General features: G+C 56.7%; 4 protein-coding genes and 2 pseudogenes. 2 read left to right on the top strand and 4 right to left on the bottom strand.

Annotation, left to right across the window (positions count from 1 at the left end; all coding sequences use genetic code 11):
• Nucleotides 1-334: 334 nt before the first annotated feature.
• From ACXAEW_RS10555 to ACXAEW_RS10545, 3 genes and pseudogenes are all read right to left on the bottom strand, one after another.
• The gene (locus ACXAEW_RS10555; RefSeq protein ID WP_474941282.1) at nucleotides 335-8,557 is read right to left on the bottom strand and encodes a PA14 domain-containing protein; all 8,223 of its coding nucleotides are present in this window, start codon (nucleotides 8,555-8,557) and stop codon (nucleotides 335-337) included.
• Between the two features lie 46 nt (nucleotides 8,558-8,603).
• A pseudogene (locus ACXAEW_RS10550) lies at nucleotides 8,604-9,945 on the bottom strand (IS3 family transposase).
• Nucleotides 9,946-10,106: 161 nt separating this feature from the next.
• Nucleotides 10,107-10,946, bottom strand: a complete 840-nt coding sequence (locus tag ACXAEW_RS10545; RefSeq protein ID WP_474941281.1) for an IS110 family RNA-guided transposase — start codon at nucleotides 10,944-10,946, stop codon at nucleotides 10,107-10,109.
• Nucleotides 10,947-11,532: 586 nt separating this feature from the next.
• Here ACXAEW_RS10545 and ACXAEW_RS10540 point away from each other — a divergent pair.
• A pseudogene (locus tag ACXAEW_RS10540) lies at nucleotides 11,533-12,496 on the top strand (IS3 family transposase); the annotation flags it as partial.
• A gap of 178 nt (nucleotides 12,497-12,674) precedes the next feature.
• Here ACXAEW_RS10540 and ACXAEW_RS10535 read toward each other — a convergent pair.
• Nucleotides 12,675-16,916 carry a choice-of-anchor I family protein gene (locus ACXAEW_RS10535; RefSeq protein ID WP_474941280.1) on the bottom strand — a complete coding sequence of 1,414 codons (4,242 nt, stop codon included), beginning with the start codon at nucleotides 16,914-16,916 and terminating at the stop codon, nucleotides 12,675-12,677.
• A 303-nt stretch (nucleotides 16,917-17,219) separates the two neighbouring features.
• On the opposite strand from ACXAEW_RS10535, the gene ACXAEW_RS10530 reads away from it, so the two are divergent.
• Nucleotides 17,220-17,630, top strand: coding sequence for a group III truncated hemoglobin (locus ACXAEW_RS10530; RefSeq protein WP_474941279.1), 411 nt, complete (start codon nucleotides 17,220-17,222; stop codon nucleotides 17,628-17,630).
• The last annotated feature ends 7 nt before the right edge of the window (nucleotides 17,631-17,637 follow it).

Below are 17,637 nucleotides of genomic sequence, written 5' to 3'. Positions count from 1 at the left end.
CCAATGGAAGATCCAGGCCTAACCTGTTCCATGAGCCGATCCGGAAATGCCCTGGAGTTCAGGCCGCTCCGCGTCGGGGGATAGATTGATCTGGTAGACCATTCAGAGGTGCTGAACGCGGTAGAGCCGTGTGTGATCGTGATCGATGATCTGGCGATAGTTCTGCCGGAATGTATTCAAAGGCGCGTGGCATCAGGGTACAACAGGTGCCTGAAGGTTTGCTGCAAGCAATCACCCGTGCCGCAATCGTCATTTGCTGGCTTTGTGTCTTGAGCCGAACAAATAGGGGCCGTGTCTCAAGACGCGGCCCCAGAAATCAGCTCAAACTGACAGGTTAGAAAAACTGAAAATCATCAACCGTTAGATCAACCGCTTTGACACCGTGGATCAGGACCGAGTGCCCTGCGACTTTCATCAGTGCTCCACCATCGACATCGGTGATATCAAGCGCATCGACAAAATCCTCAAGGCGCGTGCCGTCATTGTCCAGATTGGGTTGCCCCGTTTCAGGATCAACAAAGCGCATCAGGATTTCGTCCTCACCATCCTCGAAGTCCGTGATATGGTCTGTTTCACCCTCCGTGAAGACATTGAAAACAAAGACGTCCTCACCGTTGCCACCTGTCATAACGTCATCTCCCTGGCCGCCGTACAGGAGATCATCACCGGGGCCTCCACGGAGAGTGTCGTCGCCACCGCCGCCGCGGATCGTATCGTCACCCCGGCCACCACTCAGGCTATCCGCGCCCCGGCCGCCGTACAGGAGATCGTCGCCCGTGCCACCATGGACAAGGTCGTGCCCGTTGCCACCCTTCAGTTCATCATGACCGCCCGCACCGTGAACCGTGTCGTCACCACCCCGGGCATTGATGATGTCGTCACCATTTGATCCGAAAGCGATCCCGGCTGTATTTTCGCCAACAACAGGTTCTCCGGCTTCAGTGATACCCAGGACGACATCCGGCCCTTCATCTTCCTCGAAGCGCAGCCGCTCGATGCTGCGGAGCCGGTCAGACCCTTCACCGCCGCCCGAGATCACCACATCATCGCCATCACGCTTGATCTGATAGTCGTCGATACTGCCCAAATAGACCGCCAGATCCGTCCCTGCACCGCCATCAAGGGTATCATCGCCACCGTTGCCGATCAGGGTATCATTTGCACCGCTCCCTTCAATAGCATCATCGCCGGAGCCACCCTCAAGCAACAGTGGATCAGTGCTCAGAACCGGGGTGAAATCGATCACCTCGCTTGCAGTGGAGCCAGGTCTGGTCACGCCCAGCTCGACTGATGCAGCCCCCAGCGCCTCGAAGTAGCGCAGCTCTATGGTGTGGGAGCCGGCGCTCAAGTCGACACTGACGTCTGACGTGCGGCCGCTGCTGACACCATCATTGTCGATCACCTGAACACCGTCAATCCACAGTTCGGCTCCGTCGTCGCTAGACAGGCTGAACTGGTAGGTTCCGGCCTTTTCAGCAAGATATGCCCCGTGGTAGAGCACGGCGAAGTTGTCGGTTGGCCCACCATCGAAGAAGCTGCCAGTGGTGGCTTCGCTAATCTCGCTCACCCGTTCCTCAAAGATCGGCTCGGCGCGAAAATCGATTTGATCCAACAGTTGCGTGCCGCTTGGCACGTTGAAAAAGCGCGCCGTCATCCCGTTGAGCATGACCTTGTCGAGCCCAACAAAATCGAAGGGACGGATGTCATCAGCTACAACACTCGACAACCGGATAGTGCCCACCCCGGTGTCGATTACGGCCGTATTGCCGTCCTGGGTGATGGTCAAATCTTCGAAGCCTTTGACCGAGGCAACACCGCTCAGGTCGATCCTGTCTTGTCCAAAGGTAAATCCAAAGATGGTGTCTGTCCCGAAATCGCCAACCCGTTGGGTGGAAAAGACATAGGTATCGTTCCCCGCGGCGCCAAATAGCAGGTCATCGCCACCACCGCCATCAAGGCTGTCATTGCCGTCGCCGCCATCTAGACTGTCATCGCCCAAACGCCCAAGCACGACATCGTCGCCAGCACCGCCCTTCAGCAGGTCATCGTCGCTGCCGCCGTTCAGCTCGTCATCGCCGCTATCACCGTTCAGCGTGTCATTGCCCAGACCACCGATAAGGATATCATCACCGCCATCCCCGTTTACGACGTCGTCGCCAACCGTGCCAAAGATGACCTCGGAGACAACAGCACCCGTGAGCGCCACGTTGGCTGTGGCAAACGCGACGCCGAGATCTGCGCTGCCCTCTGCATCCACTTCACTGCCATCTGCCTCAAAGCGCAGCGTTTCGATGTTCCGGAGCCGGTCGACCCCTTCACCACCGCCCGAGACTACGACCTCGTTGCCGTCGCGAGTCAACGTGTAGTCGCCTATGCTGCCAGCAAAGACCGCCACATCCTCGCCTGCGCCACCGTCGAGGACATCATCGCCGGAGCCACCATCAAGGATATCGTTGCCGCCGCCTGCATTGATCGTGTCATTGCCAGCGCCGCCTTGGAAGGTCTCGGCACGGCTGCTGCCGTTTTGCACGTTGTCTGTCTCATCGCCCCGAAAATCTTCGAAGAACAGTTGCGTGCGCCCCTCGAAGGGACGGGCAACATCAAGATCCACGGTCGCGCTGCCCCTGGCCTCGAAATACCGCAGCTCGATATGGTGGGCGCCTTCGCCAAGCTCGATGGAGGCCGAGCGTTCGCGGGCGCTGTGAAGGCCGTCATTGTCGATCACCCGAACGCCGTTGATGAACAGCTCAGAGCCGTCATCGCTGGTCAGGAAGAACCTGTGCCTGCCGGCCTGTTCGGCAACAAAAATCCCCCCGTACTCAACGGCGAAGAAGTTACTCCGCCCACCTTCGAAGAACGTGCCATTGGTGCTTTCTTTGATTTCGGTCAGCTGCTCCACAAAGACAGGATCGGCATCAAAATCGATCGTGTCCAGAAGGCGGTCTCCGGTTGTCGGAAGGTTGAAGTGACTTGCGGTGATCGAGCTGCTCGTGGGCGCGTCCAGGCCGAGGAAATCGAACACCCCGAATTCGCGGTGATCAGTATCAAGCACCCGGATCGTGCCGACGCCGGTGTCGATCAGGGTATCGCCGCCGTCCTGGGTGATCGTCAGATCGTCAAAGCTGTCGATGCCCTCGACCCCACGTAGGTCGATACGGTCAAGATCGAAGGAGAAGCCATCGATCGTGTCATTGCCAAAGCCCAGGGTCTGGCCGATCTCCACACCGGTACCGTCGTTCAGCGCCCGTTCGGTCGAGAAGACAAAGTTGGTCTGGCCCAACCCGTCGATCAACAGATCGTCGCCGGTGCCGCCATCCAGGGTATCAAGGCCGTTACCTGCATCCAAGGTGTCGTCGCCGTCACCGCCCAGCAGGCTGTCACTGCCGGTGCCACCGTTCAGGCTGTCATTGCCCGTGCCGCCCCTTAGCAGGTCACTGTCCGCGCCGCCGTCCAGCGTGTCATCGCCACCACCGCCGATCAGGGTGTCATTCCCGTTATCGCCCGAAGTTTCATCATCGCCGGACTGTCCGCGCAAGGTATCGACACCTTTGCCGCCGGTCACGGTATCGTCGCCCGCGCCGGCCACAACACTGTCATTGCCGTCGCCTGCAATCACCCGGTCATCGCCACCACCGGACAGAACGGTGTCATGGCCGCCCAGCGCATTGACAAAGCTGTTGGCCGCGCCGCCCTCGATCAGCTCGGAACTATTGTCAAAGCGCTGCTGGGTCTGGCTCAGGTCGATGTCGATATCCGCGATCCCGTCCCCCGACAGGCGAATGCCGTCGCCGCCCAGATTGGTCAGCTTGATGTCTTCGGGGCGCCCGTCGACGGGCAGTCTCTGTCTGCCGCTCAGGCTATTGCCATCCGCATCAAAGCGTTCCACGAACATCCGGTTGCTATTGTGGGTGTCGTTCCAGACAATGGCAAAGCCGCCATCATCCAGCGCCACGACATCGTTCTGCCGCACCGTGTTGCCGACGTTGGAGCCCGAGACAAATCTGCGCGTCACCTGCTCGAACTCGCCGCTGGAGATATCGAAGATGTGGATCTGCAGATCCGAGTCGCGCCCGTCCTTATCGGCGGTCGTGATGACAATGTTGCCGTTTTCCAGCACATCGGCCGCGGGGAGCAGAGTGTTCGACCCCGACGTGGTTGATTGGTTGATGAGACGTCTTTCAAAACCGACGGGGTTCAGGTCTTCATCGAGGATCAATGCGTTGATCCGTCTCTGAAAGCCCCCACGTTCGTCGAGGATCACGAAGCCGCCGTCAGGGAGCGCGACAATCTGGCGATCTACGCAGTTTAGATCAGCGAAAGCTACAAGAATGTCGTCGCCCTCGGCAGTTTCCCGAACCAGCCCTTCCGCATCGTAGATCTGAAGTTTCAAATCTGTTGGTCCGTCAAACACGTCGAAAGACAAGGCGAATTGACCGTTCTCCAAAGGCTCTATTGCCGCTACTCGGGAACTCACAGATCCGCTGAAGGTCTGCTCGAACAGGATGTCACCATTCAAATCGCGCGTGGTGAGCGTGAAACTGCGTTGGTCCGGCACTGTCACCGTCGCCGTTTCACCGGTCGACAGGACTACCGTGTGCGATCCGTCCTCGTTGGCCTGCGCTTCGGGGGTGATCGGGTCGGAGGCCTCCTCCGGGAAGGGGATAACCTCATCCGTCACGTTGTCGGCGATCAGCTGCGCCGTGGAGCGGGTCTCAAGCAGCTCCGGTTCGGCTGGCGTGTCGGTGTTGCCTTCGTCGGTTTCCACCGGGGCAAAGATCCTGACCTCTTCCACATCGGTGCCGAACTCAGCCACGCCCAGAACGGTCTTGTTGCCGTCACCGTCAAGGATGAAATGCTCAACCGTCAGTCTCTCGCCGTCGCTGACATAGCGGATGTCCGATGTCTGCCCGGTCTCGGCATCCTCAATCAGGTAGATCGCTGCCGCGTCCAAGCCGTCCTCGCCGAAGACCCGATCAAATCCGCCGCTGACCACCAGTTCGTCGTTGCCGTCGCCGCCGAACAAGAGATCGTTGCCGCTGTCGCCTGCAAGCACGTCGTTGCCCGCGCCGCCGTTCAGCGCGTTGTCGCCATCATCGCCAAGGATCTCATCCGCCTGCGAGGTGCCGGTGACATTCTCGATCCCGGACATCACCGCGATGGTCGGCGCCTGGTCGATGACCTGCGCCCGGCCTGTTGCCAGGTTGACCAAAACGCCCTCGGCATTGCCGCCCTCATCCTGGAAAATCACACCATCATTGCCCGCGCCGCCGTCGATCCGGTCGGCCTCCCCCGCAGCCACACGGTCGCTGTAGGTGACATAAAGAGCGTCATCGCCATCACCGCCGCGCAGGGTGTCTTTGCCTTCGCCGCCCAGAAGGGAGTCATCGCCAGCACCACCGATGAGATTGTCGTCACCGACGTCGCCCCGGATCGTGTCATCGCCCGCGCCGCCGTCGATCACATTGTCTTCTGCGCTGCCAGTGATGGTGTCGTTCAGGCCCGAGCCGATAAACACTTCGATGTTCTCAAAAGTGTCGGTCTGGCCGGTGCTGTCCACCGCCTCGCCGCGCTCAAGGTCGATCTCAACCGCCGCGACATGTTCTTTATAAGACAGGGTATCGATGCCCGCGCCGCCGTCGATCACGTTGATCCCGGCCCCGGCGCGCAGCACATCGTCGCCGTCGCCCGCCTGCATGACAATGGTCTTGTCTGAGCTTTGAAACCCCGAGGCCGCATCAAGGGTATCGTCGCCGGTGCCGCCATCCAGCCTGCTGTCGATGGTTTCGTTGGTGAACAGCTGGTCGTCGCCTGAGTTCCCCTCGAGTCTAAGCCCACCGCCCAGAACGTCGCCTTCGCCGGTATGCCCGGAGAGGTCGATCCGGTCGTTGCCATCCCGTCCTCGGACAAGATTGACATGGCTCATCGTCCCGTCGACCTGGTCGTCACCGCTCGACATGGTTAGCCCCTCGACTTGGCTGATGTTGAGTGCGGATGTGCCGTCTTCGAGCGTGCCATTGCTTGTTTCGCCGCGGGCGGTACCGACCAGGCTGCTACCTGTGCCCGTCAGATCCACGGTGATACCGTCTCTGAACGTAAGCGCATCCCGGTTGCGCCCGCCATTGATGGTCAGCTGGGCAGAGTCCGCGTCGCCGACCCGACCCGAGACCTCGACAATGTCGTTGGCTCCACCCAGGTTGAGGCCCTCGATACCGTTGTCGAGGGTCAGGTTGACCCGATCTCTGCCTTCGCCGGTTTCGATGGTAAGGCCCTCGGCCCCGCCTTCGGCGTGAATGGTATCGGCACCATTCTGGGTCACCACGCTTTTTATGTCGGCGCCAAAGATAACGGTGTGGGAGCCATTGCCGGTACGCACATGCTCGAGATTGGTCAGGTGATCACCCGTGAAGTCCAGTTCGAAATTTTCAACCGCCGTGGTGTCGGAGATATCCAGCGTGTCCTCGCCTGCACCGCCATCGGCATTCTCCCCTGCCTCATAATCAAGGAACAGATCGTTACCGCTGCCGCCGATCAGCATATCCTGCCCTGTGCCACCGACCAATGTATCGTCGCCCGCGTTCCCGTTAATTGTGTCGTTTCCTCCATTTCCCTTCAGAAGGTCATCACCGAAATTCCCCAGGAATGAGTTCGCCTCGTCACCGCCGGCAAAAGTATCATCCCCGTCGCTGCCAATCACATATTCAAAGTTGGTAAACCGGGTATCCGTGTTCAGGTTCACGTTAAACCCGTCGGTTTGGCCGGAGAAGGACAGCACATCAACGCCTTCGCCGCCATCGGCCTGCGCTGTTTCACCCGTTACAACAACAATGTCCTTGTCCGCACCGGCGTGGATGGTATCGGCGCCACCACCTGCATTGATGAAGTCGCTCCCGCCACCGGTTTCAATCAGGTTCGAAGTCAGGTCACCAAGTACAATGTCATTTGCATCGCTACCGAGAAAGTTCGGGGTTGTCGGTTCGAGCTGTACAGCCGCGGCAAGTGATTCCGCGCTGAAATCTATTTCGCGAAAGCGAAACAGTTCGACATTGTCGAATTCGTTTCGACCTTGGTACTCGGTCGCGGCGTCCGGGTTAAAGTGATACAGGACCAGCGACCCATCCTCCTGCGGGGCAAAGCGAAAATCAGTGAGATCGTAGTTGAAAACCGCGATGTCGGTGTCACCATCTCCGCCATCAACGGTATCGTTGCCCCCATGGATGAGGAAGACATCGTCTCCGCCGTTACCCTGCAGATGACTGGACGTGTCCCCATCGAGAAAGACGTCATCCTCTTCGGTTCCTTGGAGGGCTTCATCACCCGCGGCTGCATCTGCAACAAAGACCGTGCCCTCTCCGTCGCCCAGACTATGACTACGCAGATCGCCCATGACCTGATCAAAGAAAGCCCGATCAAGGATACCGTCTGCAACGGCCTCCGCCACCCGGCTGAGCACGTCATCAGTCAGAGCCCCATTCAGAGCCTGCTGGGCCTCGCTGGTTTCCTGGCTCGATTGCGGCTTACCACCGACGCCGGGAACACCCTCCTCTTCATTTCCCTCCTGAACCGTACGACGCACGGCTTCACCCTCGATGGCTTCGCGGAACATATCCAACAGGACTGTGACCTGCGTGCCCAGGAACTCGATGCCATCGGGATCGGGGGTCAGATCGCTCAGTAACGCAGTGAACTTGTCGAAGATCTTGTTGATCCCGGTGGCCTCGAGGATCGAGTTAATGACCGGCTCGACAGTAAACTTGAAAATCAAACCTGATGCGTTGAGCAAGGGTTCGATCGGCCGGATCACAGAGGCCACAGCCCCCAGCGGATTGGCCAGAAAACCGATGGTGGATATTACGGTCTGAACGGCGTCATTTGCGTCGTTGATAACCTTCAGCGTGTCCTGAAGGGCATCCGCGCTGGTCAGCGGGGCAATAGCATCAGTGAAGGCTGCACCGGGAAGGTCATCGCTTTGGGAAGCCTCCTTCTGCGCGGCGGCCCGATCCTCGGCATAGTCGGAGAGCTGCGCAGCAGCCGCGTCCAGGCGGGCTCGCAGTGCAAGTGCCTGATCTGCGGTTACTGTGACGAAGATCCCGCCGCCCTGTGGGCGAAAAAGGGTCTCGACAGCCTCCTCGCTCAGTATGATGACGTCCCGCGTATCACTCGCCTCGTCCATCATCTCGACCAATGGTGGCTCAAAGTTTTCTTCGATCACTTCTACAATCTTTTCGATTACCGCCTGCATTTCTTCTGCAAACTCGCTGACATCCTCGGTGCGCTTGGCCAGCCGTTCAGCACCTTCTTTGATGTTCTCAAGTCCTTTGTCGACGGACCGGACCGCGCCTTTGAATGTTGCCCCAAGAACCCCTCCCAACTTGGAAACTACGGTCAGAACCGATTGCAAGTTACCTGCAATCGTCTGAACCTCTTCTGCAGCTCCATTCAGGCTGCCAATCGTTTCCAGCACATTGCCAATGGTTTGTATCAAAGCCTTCGCGTCGCGGATATTCTGCAAAACATGGCCCAGCCCTTGGCTGTCCGTCGTCAGGGTTTTTGGGACCAAGAGCGGCTTAATCTAAGAGAGAGTTTGGCTCATCTTATTGGTTTGATTATGCGGCGTGTTTGCGGTAATGCAAGCGTCGCGTTTCGAGTGTCTTTTGTTTGATTCTTTCGCGTTGTTTTAGAATGGCTTTGTCACGTCCGAAGTAGACGTCAGCGGGTGTGACGTTGTTGATGCCCTCGTGATAGCGCTGATGATTGTAGTGGTCGACGAAGGCTTCAATCTGAGCTTCGAGATCGCCCGGTAGGAAGTAGTTTTCCAACAAGATGCGGTTTTTGAGCGTCTGATGCCATCGCTCAATTTTGCCCTGGGTTTGCGGATGATATGGCGCGCCGCGCGAGTGCTTCATGCCTTTGTCTTTCAACCATTCTGCAAGATCACCTGATACGTAACTCGAACCGTTGTCGCTCAGCAGGCGCGGCTTGTGAACGACATGAACCCGGTCGCAGCCAGATGCCTGCATCGCTAAATCCAGAGTATCTGTCACATCCTCTGTGCGCATGTTCGTGCAGAGCTTCCACGAGACGATGTAACGGCTGTAATCGTCGAGAACCGTGCTGAGATAGAACCAGCCCCAACCAAGGACCTTGATATAGGTGAAGTCTGTCTGCCAAAGCTGGTTGATAGCCGTCGTCTTATGCTGGAACTCATTGGCTGCCTTGAGCACGATGAAGGCAGGGCTGGTGATCAGGTCATGCGCCTTGAGTGTGCGATACACCGTGGATTGCGACACAAAGTAGCGTTCCTGATCGGTGAAGGTCACCGCCAACTCGCGTGGCGACAGCTCCGTTTCCTTGAGCGCGAGATCGACAACCTTGCGTTTCACCTCAGTGGGGACCCGGTTCTAGACGTGCTTCGGCGTGGGAGATTGATCCCGCAATCCAGCCTCGCCGCGCTGCAGATACCGGTCGTACCAGCGGTAGAATGTGGTGCGGGGAATGCCGAGCTTAGCCAGCGTCCGACGCGCTGACAGGTGGCTTTCTTCGACCAGCCGGATGATCTCCAGTTTCTCTGATGCGGCATACCTCATTCGTGGTCGCCCCCATCCCCGAGCATGCTTTTTTTGAGAAGACGCAATTCAAGCGTCTGCTCTGCGACGACCTCTTTGAGATCCTTAGCCTCCCGACGCAGTGCCTTGACCTCGTCCGTGCTCGCAGCCTGCTCAGGTCCCCAGCAAGCCGCTTTTTACCCGCTTCCATGAAGTCCTTGGACCATTTGTAGTAGATGCCTTGTGAGATCCCTTCAAGACGGCACAGCTCAGCAATGCTGTCCTCGCCACGCAGGCCATCAAGCACGATCCTGATCTTCTCTTCAGAGGAATAATGTTTGCGCGTGGCGCGCTTGATATCTTTGACGATTTTTTCGCCAGGGCTCTTCGTTGTTTTTCTCATCTTCCACTCCTCAGTGGCTACGATGAGCAACAAACACTCTCTTAGCAAATCCCGCTATTTGGACCCATAGGCGCTGACGTCAGACAAAGGAACGCCTGCTTGCGCCGCTCGGATACATCACGCCAATCGAAGCTGAGGAGAAATACGAAGAAGCCTTGAAGTCACACAAAATCGCTGCTTGAAATACGAACTCTACAGTCTCCGGTAAAACCGGGGCGGTTCACATGCCGCAGCAATCGTCGTCCTCCGCCAATGGCACGCTTTCCACGCATGCCTCCACTGTCGTTTGCGATTGGCGCAAGCCCGGTGAGCGCGGCGGCTTGTTCCCCGGTGATCTGGCCGAGTTCAGGCATTTCCGCGATTAACAACGTGCTGGCAACCGGACCGATGCCGGGTACGGAACGCAGGATGTCGGCGGCATTGTCGAGGCTTTGATAATTGGCGATGGTCTGTTCGATCTGAGCTTCGAGCCCGGCAGTCTGACGATCCAGCATGGTCTTGAGTTCACCATCCATGGCCTCAAAAAAGTCCGCCGATCCTAACTTTCTGTGCGCCTTAATCTGAGCCAGAAGCCGTTTTCGTGTTTCAACGGGTTGCCCGCGCTTGGATGTCAACGCTCTGAGAAGACGTATCTTTTCATGTGGGAGGGCGCGCCCAGCATCAGGGCGAAACGCCATGAAACGCGCGATCAATTCCGCGTCGATCCGATCCGTCTTGGCCCGCGTGCCGCGACTGGCCGCGAAGGCTTTGATTTGCGCTGGCGGCAATTGTCGCGTTGTGATTGCTGCCGCATCGAGGGCAGACCACAAGCGCCATTCTTGACCACCGGTCGCCTCAAAGCACACAAGCGCTTTGTGTGAAGCCGCCAATTCGACAATCTGCGCGTGGCCGTCTTCAGTGTTGGGCAGGCGCTGTCGTTGCCCACCTGGCAGACAATGAATGTCCAGCCAATCGCGGCTGACATCTATGCCAACGATTGCAGCCTGTGTTACCGTATCCATGTTCTCGTCCTTCTGCTTAGCAGTCCTGACCGGCTACTTTCAACTGTTCGAGATGATGAAGAGAGACGGTGCTGGCTCGCTAGCAAACGTGGTCAGGCCACAAGGCTCAGACGCCATACATCGCCCCATCACCGATCTTCGCCAAGCCCGGTGATGGGGTAACAATAGCTGATCAGAGATACAGAAGGCTCAGGACAAATAACCGATAAAGCACAACCTAGAAGGTCATCAACACAGATAAGAACAGCTCCGCTTCAAGCTTTTTTGAGTTTTGTGAATGTGGCAAGACACGGGTCAGCAGATGTATAGCATGAACGGCATCATATGGCGTCTTTTAAGTCTTCCACCAATGAAGTGACCCTCCGCTATGTTTAGGGAAGCGGATGAAATACATGACAAACAAGCGGCTGAAACCTGGGAAAATCGTCACGAAACTACGGCAGATTGAAGCTCTTACATGGTAAGGGGTGCGCATCTCATCCTAAGCTCCGCCCAATCATTGTGATCAGTCATCGACCGATCAAGGTTTAATGCCGTGCCCTTGATAGCATTTATTGCAGCAAAGGAGATCGAGCATTGTGCGCCATTGGTTCGAGCACAATGGCGAGCGGGACGACAACGTACGGACGAATTCCGCGCTGTTGCGGTGCGGACCGCGTTGACAAGTGGGCTTACAAGGAAGCAGGTCGCATCAGACTTGGGCGTCGGACTATCGACACTGAACAAATGGGAACGGCGCATCGCGACACTGAGTTGATGCCTAACAAGGATCTGGACCTTGCCCGTGAGAGAATGAACGGCTTCGAAGGGAGAACCGCATTCTCAAGGACTTGCAAGGATCAGTAAACAGTACGGGGGACTGTTTGCCCGCAGCAAGAGGGAGATAAAAAAAAAGACAACGCAGTTCTTCGCGGGCCAAAAGCCGTGAGGCTCAGGTTCATCCACTGCCCGGCAGGGTCATGCATAGCATGATCCCGAGAGGGAAAGAACATCGTAATGCTTTCTGCACCGAGCGGATGTGTGACGTGCTGGATGTCAGTGAACGTGGCCTGCGCGCGTATCGCCGCCGCCCGGCCAGTCAAACACAGCGAACCGATCTGGTGGTGCTGGTCCGCATCAAGGAGCAATTCCGGCTCAGTTTGGGCAGCTATGGCCTCCCACGCATAACCGAAGAACTGAACGAGATGGGCTTAAACGTTGGCCATCGCCGCGTCGACAGATTGATGCGCGAGAATGGCATCCGCGTTGAGAGGTCGAAGAGATACAAGGTGACCACAGACAGTAGCCACGCCTTCAACATTGCAACCAATCTGTTGAACCGGGACTTCACCGTTGACCTCCCGAACCAGAAATGGGCGGGCGATATCAGCTATGTATGGACACTTGAAGGCTGGTTGTATCTCTCTGTGCTCCCGAATCTGCAGTCCCGACCGGTGGTCGGCTGGGCAGTGATCATTCGCATGACACGCGATCTCGCAATCCGGGCTTTGAGGATGCCTATCGCACCGCGGCAACCACAGCAAAGCTGCATCCACCAAACGGATTGTGGCGGTTCCTGCCCAATGGTTGGTGGGTAGCTCACCCCCGGCGCTCAACCACCTAAGAAAGCCGGGATTTCCATCTACTGACCAGCAAGCCGCGGACGTAAAGATACAGACAAAGCAACGCCCGCCAAAGGACGGGCGTTGCTGTTTTCAATCACCGGCGTGTGGTGCCGGGGCCTTGTCCTTAGGCAAAGATGAAATCATCTTCTGTAAAGGTGCTCAGTCGCAGGTTGTCACCTTCAACCACCAAGGTTTCATCATCAACGGTAACGGTGACACGCGCCGCGCTTTCGAAGGCGACTTCAAGTTCATCGAAGCTCTCGACACCCCAGGCTGAGACGTCAAGGAGGTCTTCATCTGAATTAAAGTCAGTGACCGTATCTTCAGCATCGTCAGCGACGAAACGGAAGGTGTCAGCCCCTGCGCCACCGGTCAGAATGTCAACATCCTGGCCATCAATCAGGACATCATCTCCAGATCCGCCCAGCAGCGTATCATTGCCAACGCCACCAAAGAGGCGGTCGTCACCGGTGCCCCCCAGCAGCTCGTCATTTCCGCTGGCGCCGCGCAGGATATCGTTACCGTTACCACCACGAACACTGTCATCACCGCTACCGCCACTAAGCGTATCGCGACCGTCACCGCCGCCCAGGGTGTCATCACCCAATCCACCGCGCACCAGGTCACGGCCATTCCCGCCGAGTAGGCTGTCATCACCCAATCCACCCAGCACCAGGTCACGGCCATTCCCGCCACGGAGCAGGTCATCCCCCTGGTTTCCGTTGACGGTGTCATTACCATTCCCGCCGCGCAGGACGTCGTTGCCGCGGTTGCCTCTCAACACATCGTCACCAGCGCCGCCATTCACGGTATCTGCACCTGCACCGCCGTTGATTTCATCTTGACCGCGCAGGCCACTCAGAAGATCGGCGCCCTGAAGACCGTTGATCTCGTCATCCGTTATGGTGCCGACCAGATCATCTGCAGAGCTCGTGCCGTCGATCACTTGATCAAGACCCAGTGCCAGATCATAGGCAATCGTGGTGCCATCCACTTCGTAAGACACCAGAAGCTGAGGCAGGCCGCTTGTGGAATTTTCCGCAGAAACAAATGCCAGGCCTTCAGGGCTGACACCAACGGAACCCGGTGCGATATACTCTACAAACAGAGAGCTCTCCGGATCTGTCACATCGTAAATCACAACGCCACTGTCGCGCTCTAAACCAACGAAGACATATGTGCGGCCGTCGTGTTTACCGATGGTAACTGATTCAGGCTCGGTGCCTTTGTTGTCAGAGCGACCATCCACAAACCCATTCGCGTTCAGTGCGGCTGTGATACGGGCAAAATCTGCGCCGCTATCAAAGACCAGGTTGCCTTCCTCATCAAAGATCGAGAAAGACCGACCACCAAAGGCGTGCAGAACATCGATATCACCATCACCGTCCGTGTCCCCGTCGATGGCCGAGATCTGCAGACGTTCCAGACCAGTGGTATCCACACTCTCATCAATGGTTACGACCTCTTCTTCGCCGTCCCCGTCGATATCATAGGAAACATCCCCCTCAAGGAAGTCTTCCACACGGAAGTCCTCATCACGAGAGTCACCTTCGTTGGCTGTGACGATGTAGTTGGTTCCGTCTACAGCGAAGGAGGCAATGGAGTCCGGCTGGCGCAGGCTTACAACGTTCTCGAATGTCGCTGGGTTATAGATTTCGTCGTCATCATTCACATCAGTTGCGACTTCAGAAAAGTCCTGAGTACCCGCAGAGAACAGGCGTGTGATCGACCCGGTGGCAACGTCGACAACCGCGATTGCATTGTTTTCCTGCAACGAGATGAACGCCGTTTGGCCGTCTTCGGAGAACGCTGCGAATTCGGGTTCCAGATCCCGTGCGGCGGTTTCGCCTGCAAAAATGCGGATACCTTCTTCGCGCAGGTCGTCTTCTTGGCCATTGAACTCGGTGAAGTCCACAGAAACAGTGGTGGCCGCTTCCGCACCCTCACTGATATCGATCAGGGTAACGGTGCCGAGAGGGTCGACCTCGTCGCCCGGCTCACCTTCGTTGGAGACGATAATTGTTGTACCATTGGGCGAGAAGGTAACAGCATCTGGCAAGTTACCCACGGTGACAGAGTTCAGCAGCTCGCCATCTGTGTCAAAGAGGGCGACACGGCCATCAGCATTGTCGCCGGTCTCGTCGTCTTCAAGGTTAATCGCAACCGCAATGATGCCGTTCTTTACCGCAACCGACTGAACGCCAGCGTAGCCTTCAACTTCTGTCAGATCGAAGGTTGCCAGCAGTTCACCTGCTTCGATGTCAAAGACATCAATCGTGTCATCAACAGCGTTGGTCACATAAGCGCGGCCATCCTCAGTTGCAACAATTTCAGAACGACCTTCGTCGTCATCTTCGTTTGGAACACCTTGCCCGGAGAACAACACAGTGGAGCGGATAACTTGAGCATCCGTCTCAACTGAGAAGTTAACGCCGCCCTGCTCCAGCTGAACGATGCGGGTGTCCAGACCTGCGCCCAGATCCTCTTCGTCAAAGGCATTGTCTACGTCACCAAAATTCGCGGCCAAATATTCTGCCAGCGCATCCTGCTCGGTGCCGTCTTCGGCAAAAGTTGCCGCACCGGTCAGGCGGCCATCCTCTTCGCCGTCGCCATCCAGATCGTCCAGATCAACCCGGTTCGCCGCATCACCTGTCGGGAACGGATAGTCATCACCGCCACCGGCCAAGAAACCCAAGGTCACAATGCGGAAGCTTTCGGATGCGTCACCGGCCAGCTGACCGTTTACAACCAGCTGTGCAATGATAGAGCCGTCTTCTTCGTCAACGATTGCCGCGTTCACAATGCGCGAACCCGCTTCCTGGGTCTCGTCGATCGACATGCGGATGCCCGACAGCTGCGGGAATTGGCCGTCAACGCTTGGCAGCGCGCTCACGCCGTGCTCCAGAACCTCAACCAGCTCTGCGCGGGTCAGTGTCAGGAGGGTCAGGTTGTTGTTGAACGCCAGAGTGGTCTGGATGTCGTTCTGGCTGATGCCACCTTCGGGCTTAACAACATTGCCTTCGCTGTCGATGACTTCCTCGTTTGCGGAGCGGACCGCTTCGGTCCCGCCAGCAGGCACGATTGTTTCACCGATATTTGCGCGAATGCCGCCGCCATTCTTGATCGAAACCACAACGTCATTGTCGTAGGTTTTCGCAACCGCCAAGTTTGCATCTGCGGTCAGGTTGCCAAGGTTGGTTTCCTGGGTCCGCACACCATCGGTATCCAGCTCTTCACCGGTCCCGGAACGGTTACCGTTCAGGAAGACGTTGGACACACCAAAGACGTTGGATTCAGTTGCGACGATCTGATCTTCGATCGCGTCAACAATCTCTTGGATCTCGGCGTCGACCAGACCTTCAGCGCCAAGGTCCGCAACACCCTGTGCGTCGGTTGCATATGCACCGGACACGTCGGCATCATAGCTGTCAGCAACGATGTTGCCTTCGTCGTCAAATTCGATAACCAGACGGCCTACATATTTGTAGCTGCCGTCAGTGTTCACAACCACGGTGTCGGTGCCACCGGCGTTGGTTACAAACTGCGGGTATTCACCCTGAGAGGTGTCGCCATCGCGCAAACGGTCATTTTCATCAGTCAGACGCGTGTTGGAGCCACCAGCGACGATGATGTCAACATTCTCGAGGCGCTCAGCCAGCGCCAACTCGATGTCGATACGCTGCATATGCGCCAACAGTACAACCTTGTTCAAAGTCGGGTTGTCAGCCAGAAGCGCGTCCACTTCAGATTGGATTTCTGCGGCCAATGCATCAAGTTGCGAATCGGTTGGGGTGCCATCAAATTCGGTTGGCAGAATCGAGACACCACCCGGAGAGGAGATTGAGGCCAAGGTCGGAGTGGTTGCACCGACAACACCGATCAGTTCACCGTTTTCTTCCAGAACAACCGACGTGGTAATGGTATTGGCTTCAGGTGCCGCACCGCCAGCAACAAACAGGTCTGCCAAATTGGCATCTGTGGTCACATCAAGGTTGGTGGACAGATAGGCAAAATTTGCACCTTCAAAATCTGCCCCAAGGATTTCACCTTCCGCATCGCCACGGATCAACCCGCCAAGGGTTGAGGTCCCAAAGTCAAACTCGTGGTTGCCCAATGCGATGGCTTCGATGCCAAGCTCGTTTTGAATTTGGATATCGGCGATACCAACAGAACCAAACGCCTCGGCCGATGCGTCAAAGAAAAGACCGGGAATGAATGCGTCACCGGAAGACAAGGTGATCGTTCCGTCCGCCACACCCTCAGCACGCAGTGCATTCAGGACCGCAGACAGATTAGGTGCATCCACAATCGCCGCACTACCGGCCTCTTGGTCTGCAATGTGAAGAAGTTCTAAAGTATAAGCCACAATTCTCTCCCGTGAGCCCTGAAATCGCTCACGGGTTACGTGCATTTGAAAACAAATTTTTATCGACAATGTAACAAACGGTTAAAATCTGCCGAGGGTACATTCACAAGAATTCACGGAAAACTCATTTTGAAGGAGCGATTTAACGACTGCCTGATCACCTGCAACAGATTATGTAATGAAAATTTCAACTTCTTGCCCAAAGCAGCGCACTGAAAGCAATGCCTGAAACCTATCGGAATGCCGCATCGCCTTTGAATGGAAATTCTGGCAAAACGGGCATTCACAGCCAGGTAGACAACAATGCAATCCAACACCCTCGCCCGTTTCGAGATTACAGCAGAAGAGATTTCTCATGTTGTGAAACGCTTTTACGCCGCAGTGCGAAAGGATCCGGTTTTGGGGCCCGTCTTTGCGGCGCATGTCGACAATTGGCCAGAACACGAAACCAAAATCGAGGCCTTCTGGCGTAACGCGATCCTGCGGGAGAAATGTTACTCCGGCAATCCAATGCGGGTGCATGTCTCCCGCCCGGATGTAAAGGCGGAGCATTTTTCAATATGGCTGGGCCTATTTCATGAGATACTGCAGGCGGAACTGCCCGACCTTCAAGCCCGGCAATGGGCAGCCTTGGCGGATCGCATTGGTGAAGGGTTTCGCACCGGTATTGTTGCCATGCGCCAGCCCAAGGATGCGCCCCCGAAACTCTTTTGATCCTGAA

The organism is Epibacterium sp. ABZ3_068, from assembly GCF_056159265.1.
The sequence above is the reverse complement of the archived record's forward strand: the minus strand, read 5'-3'. Positions and strand labels throughout refer to the sequence as shown.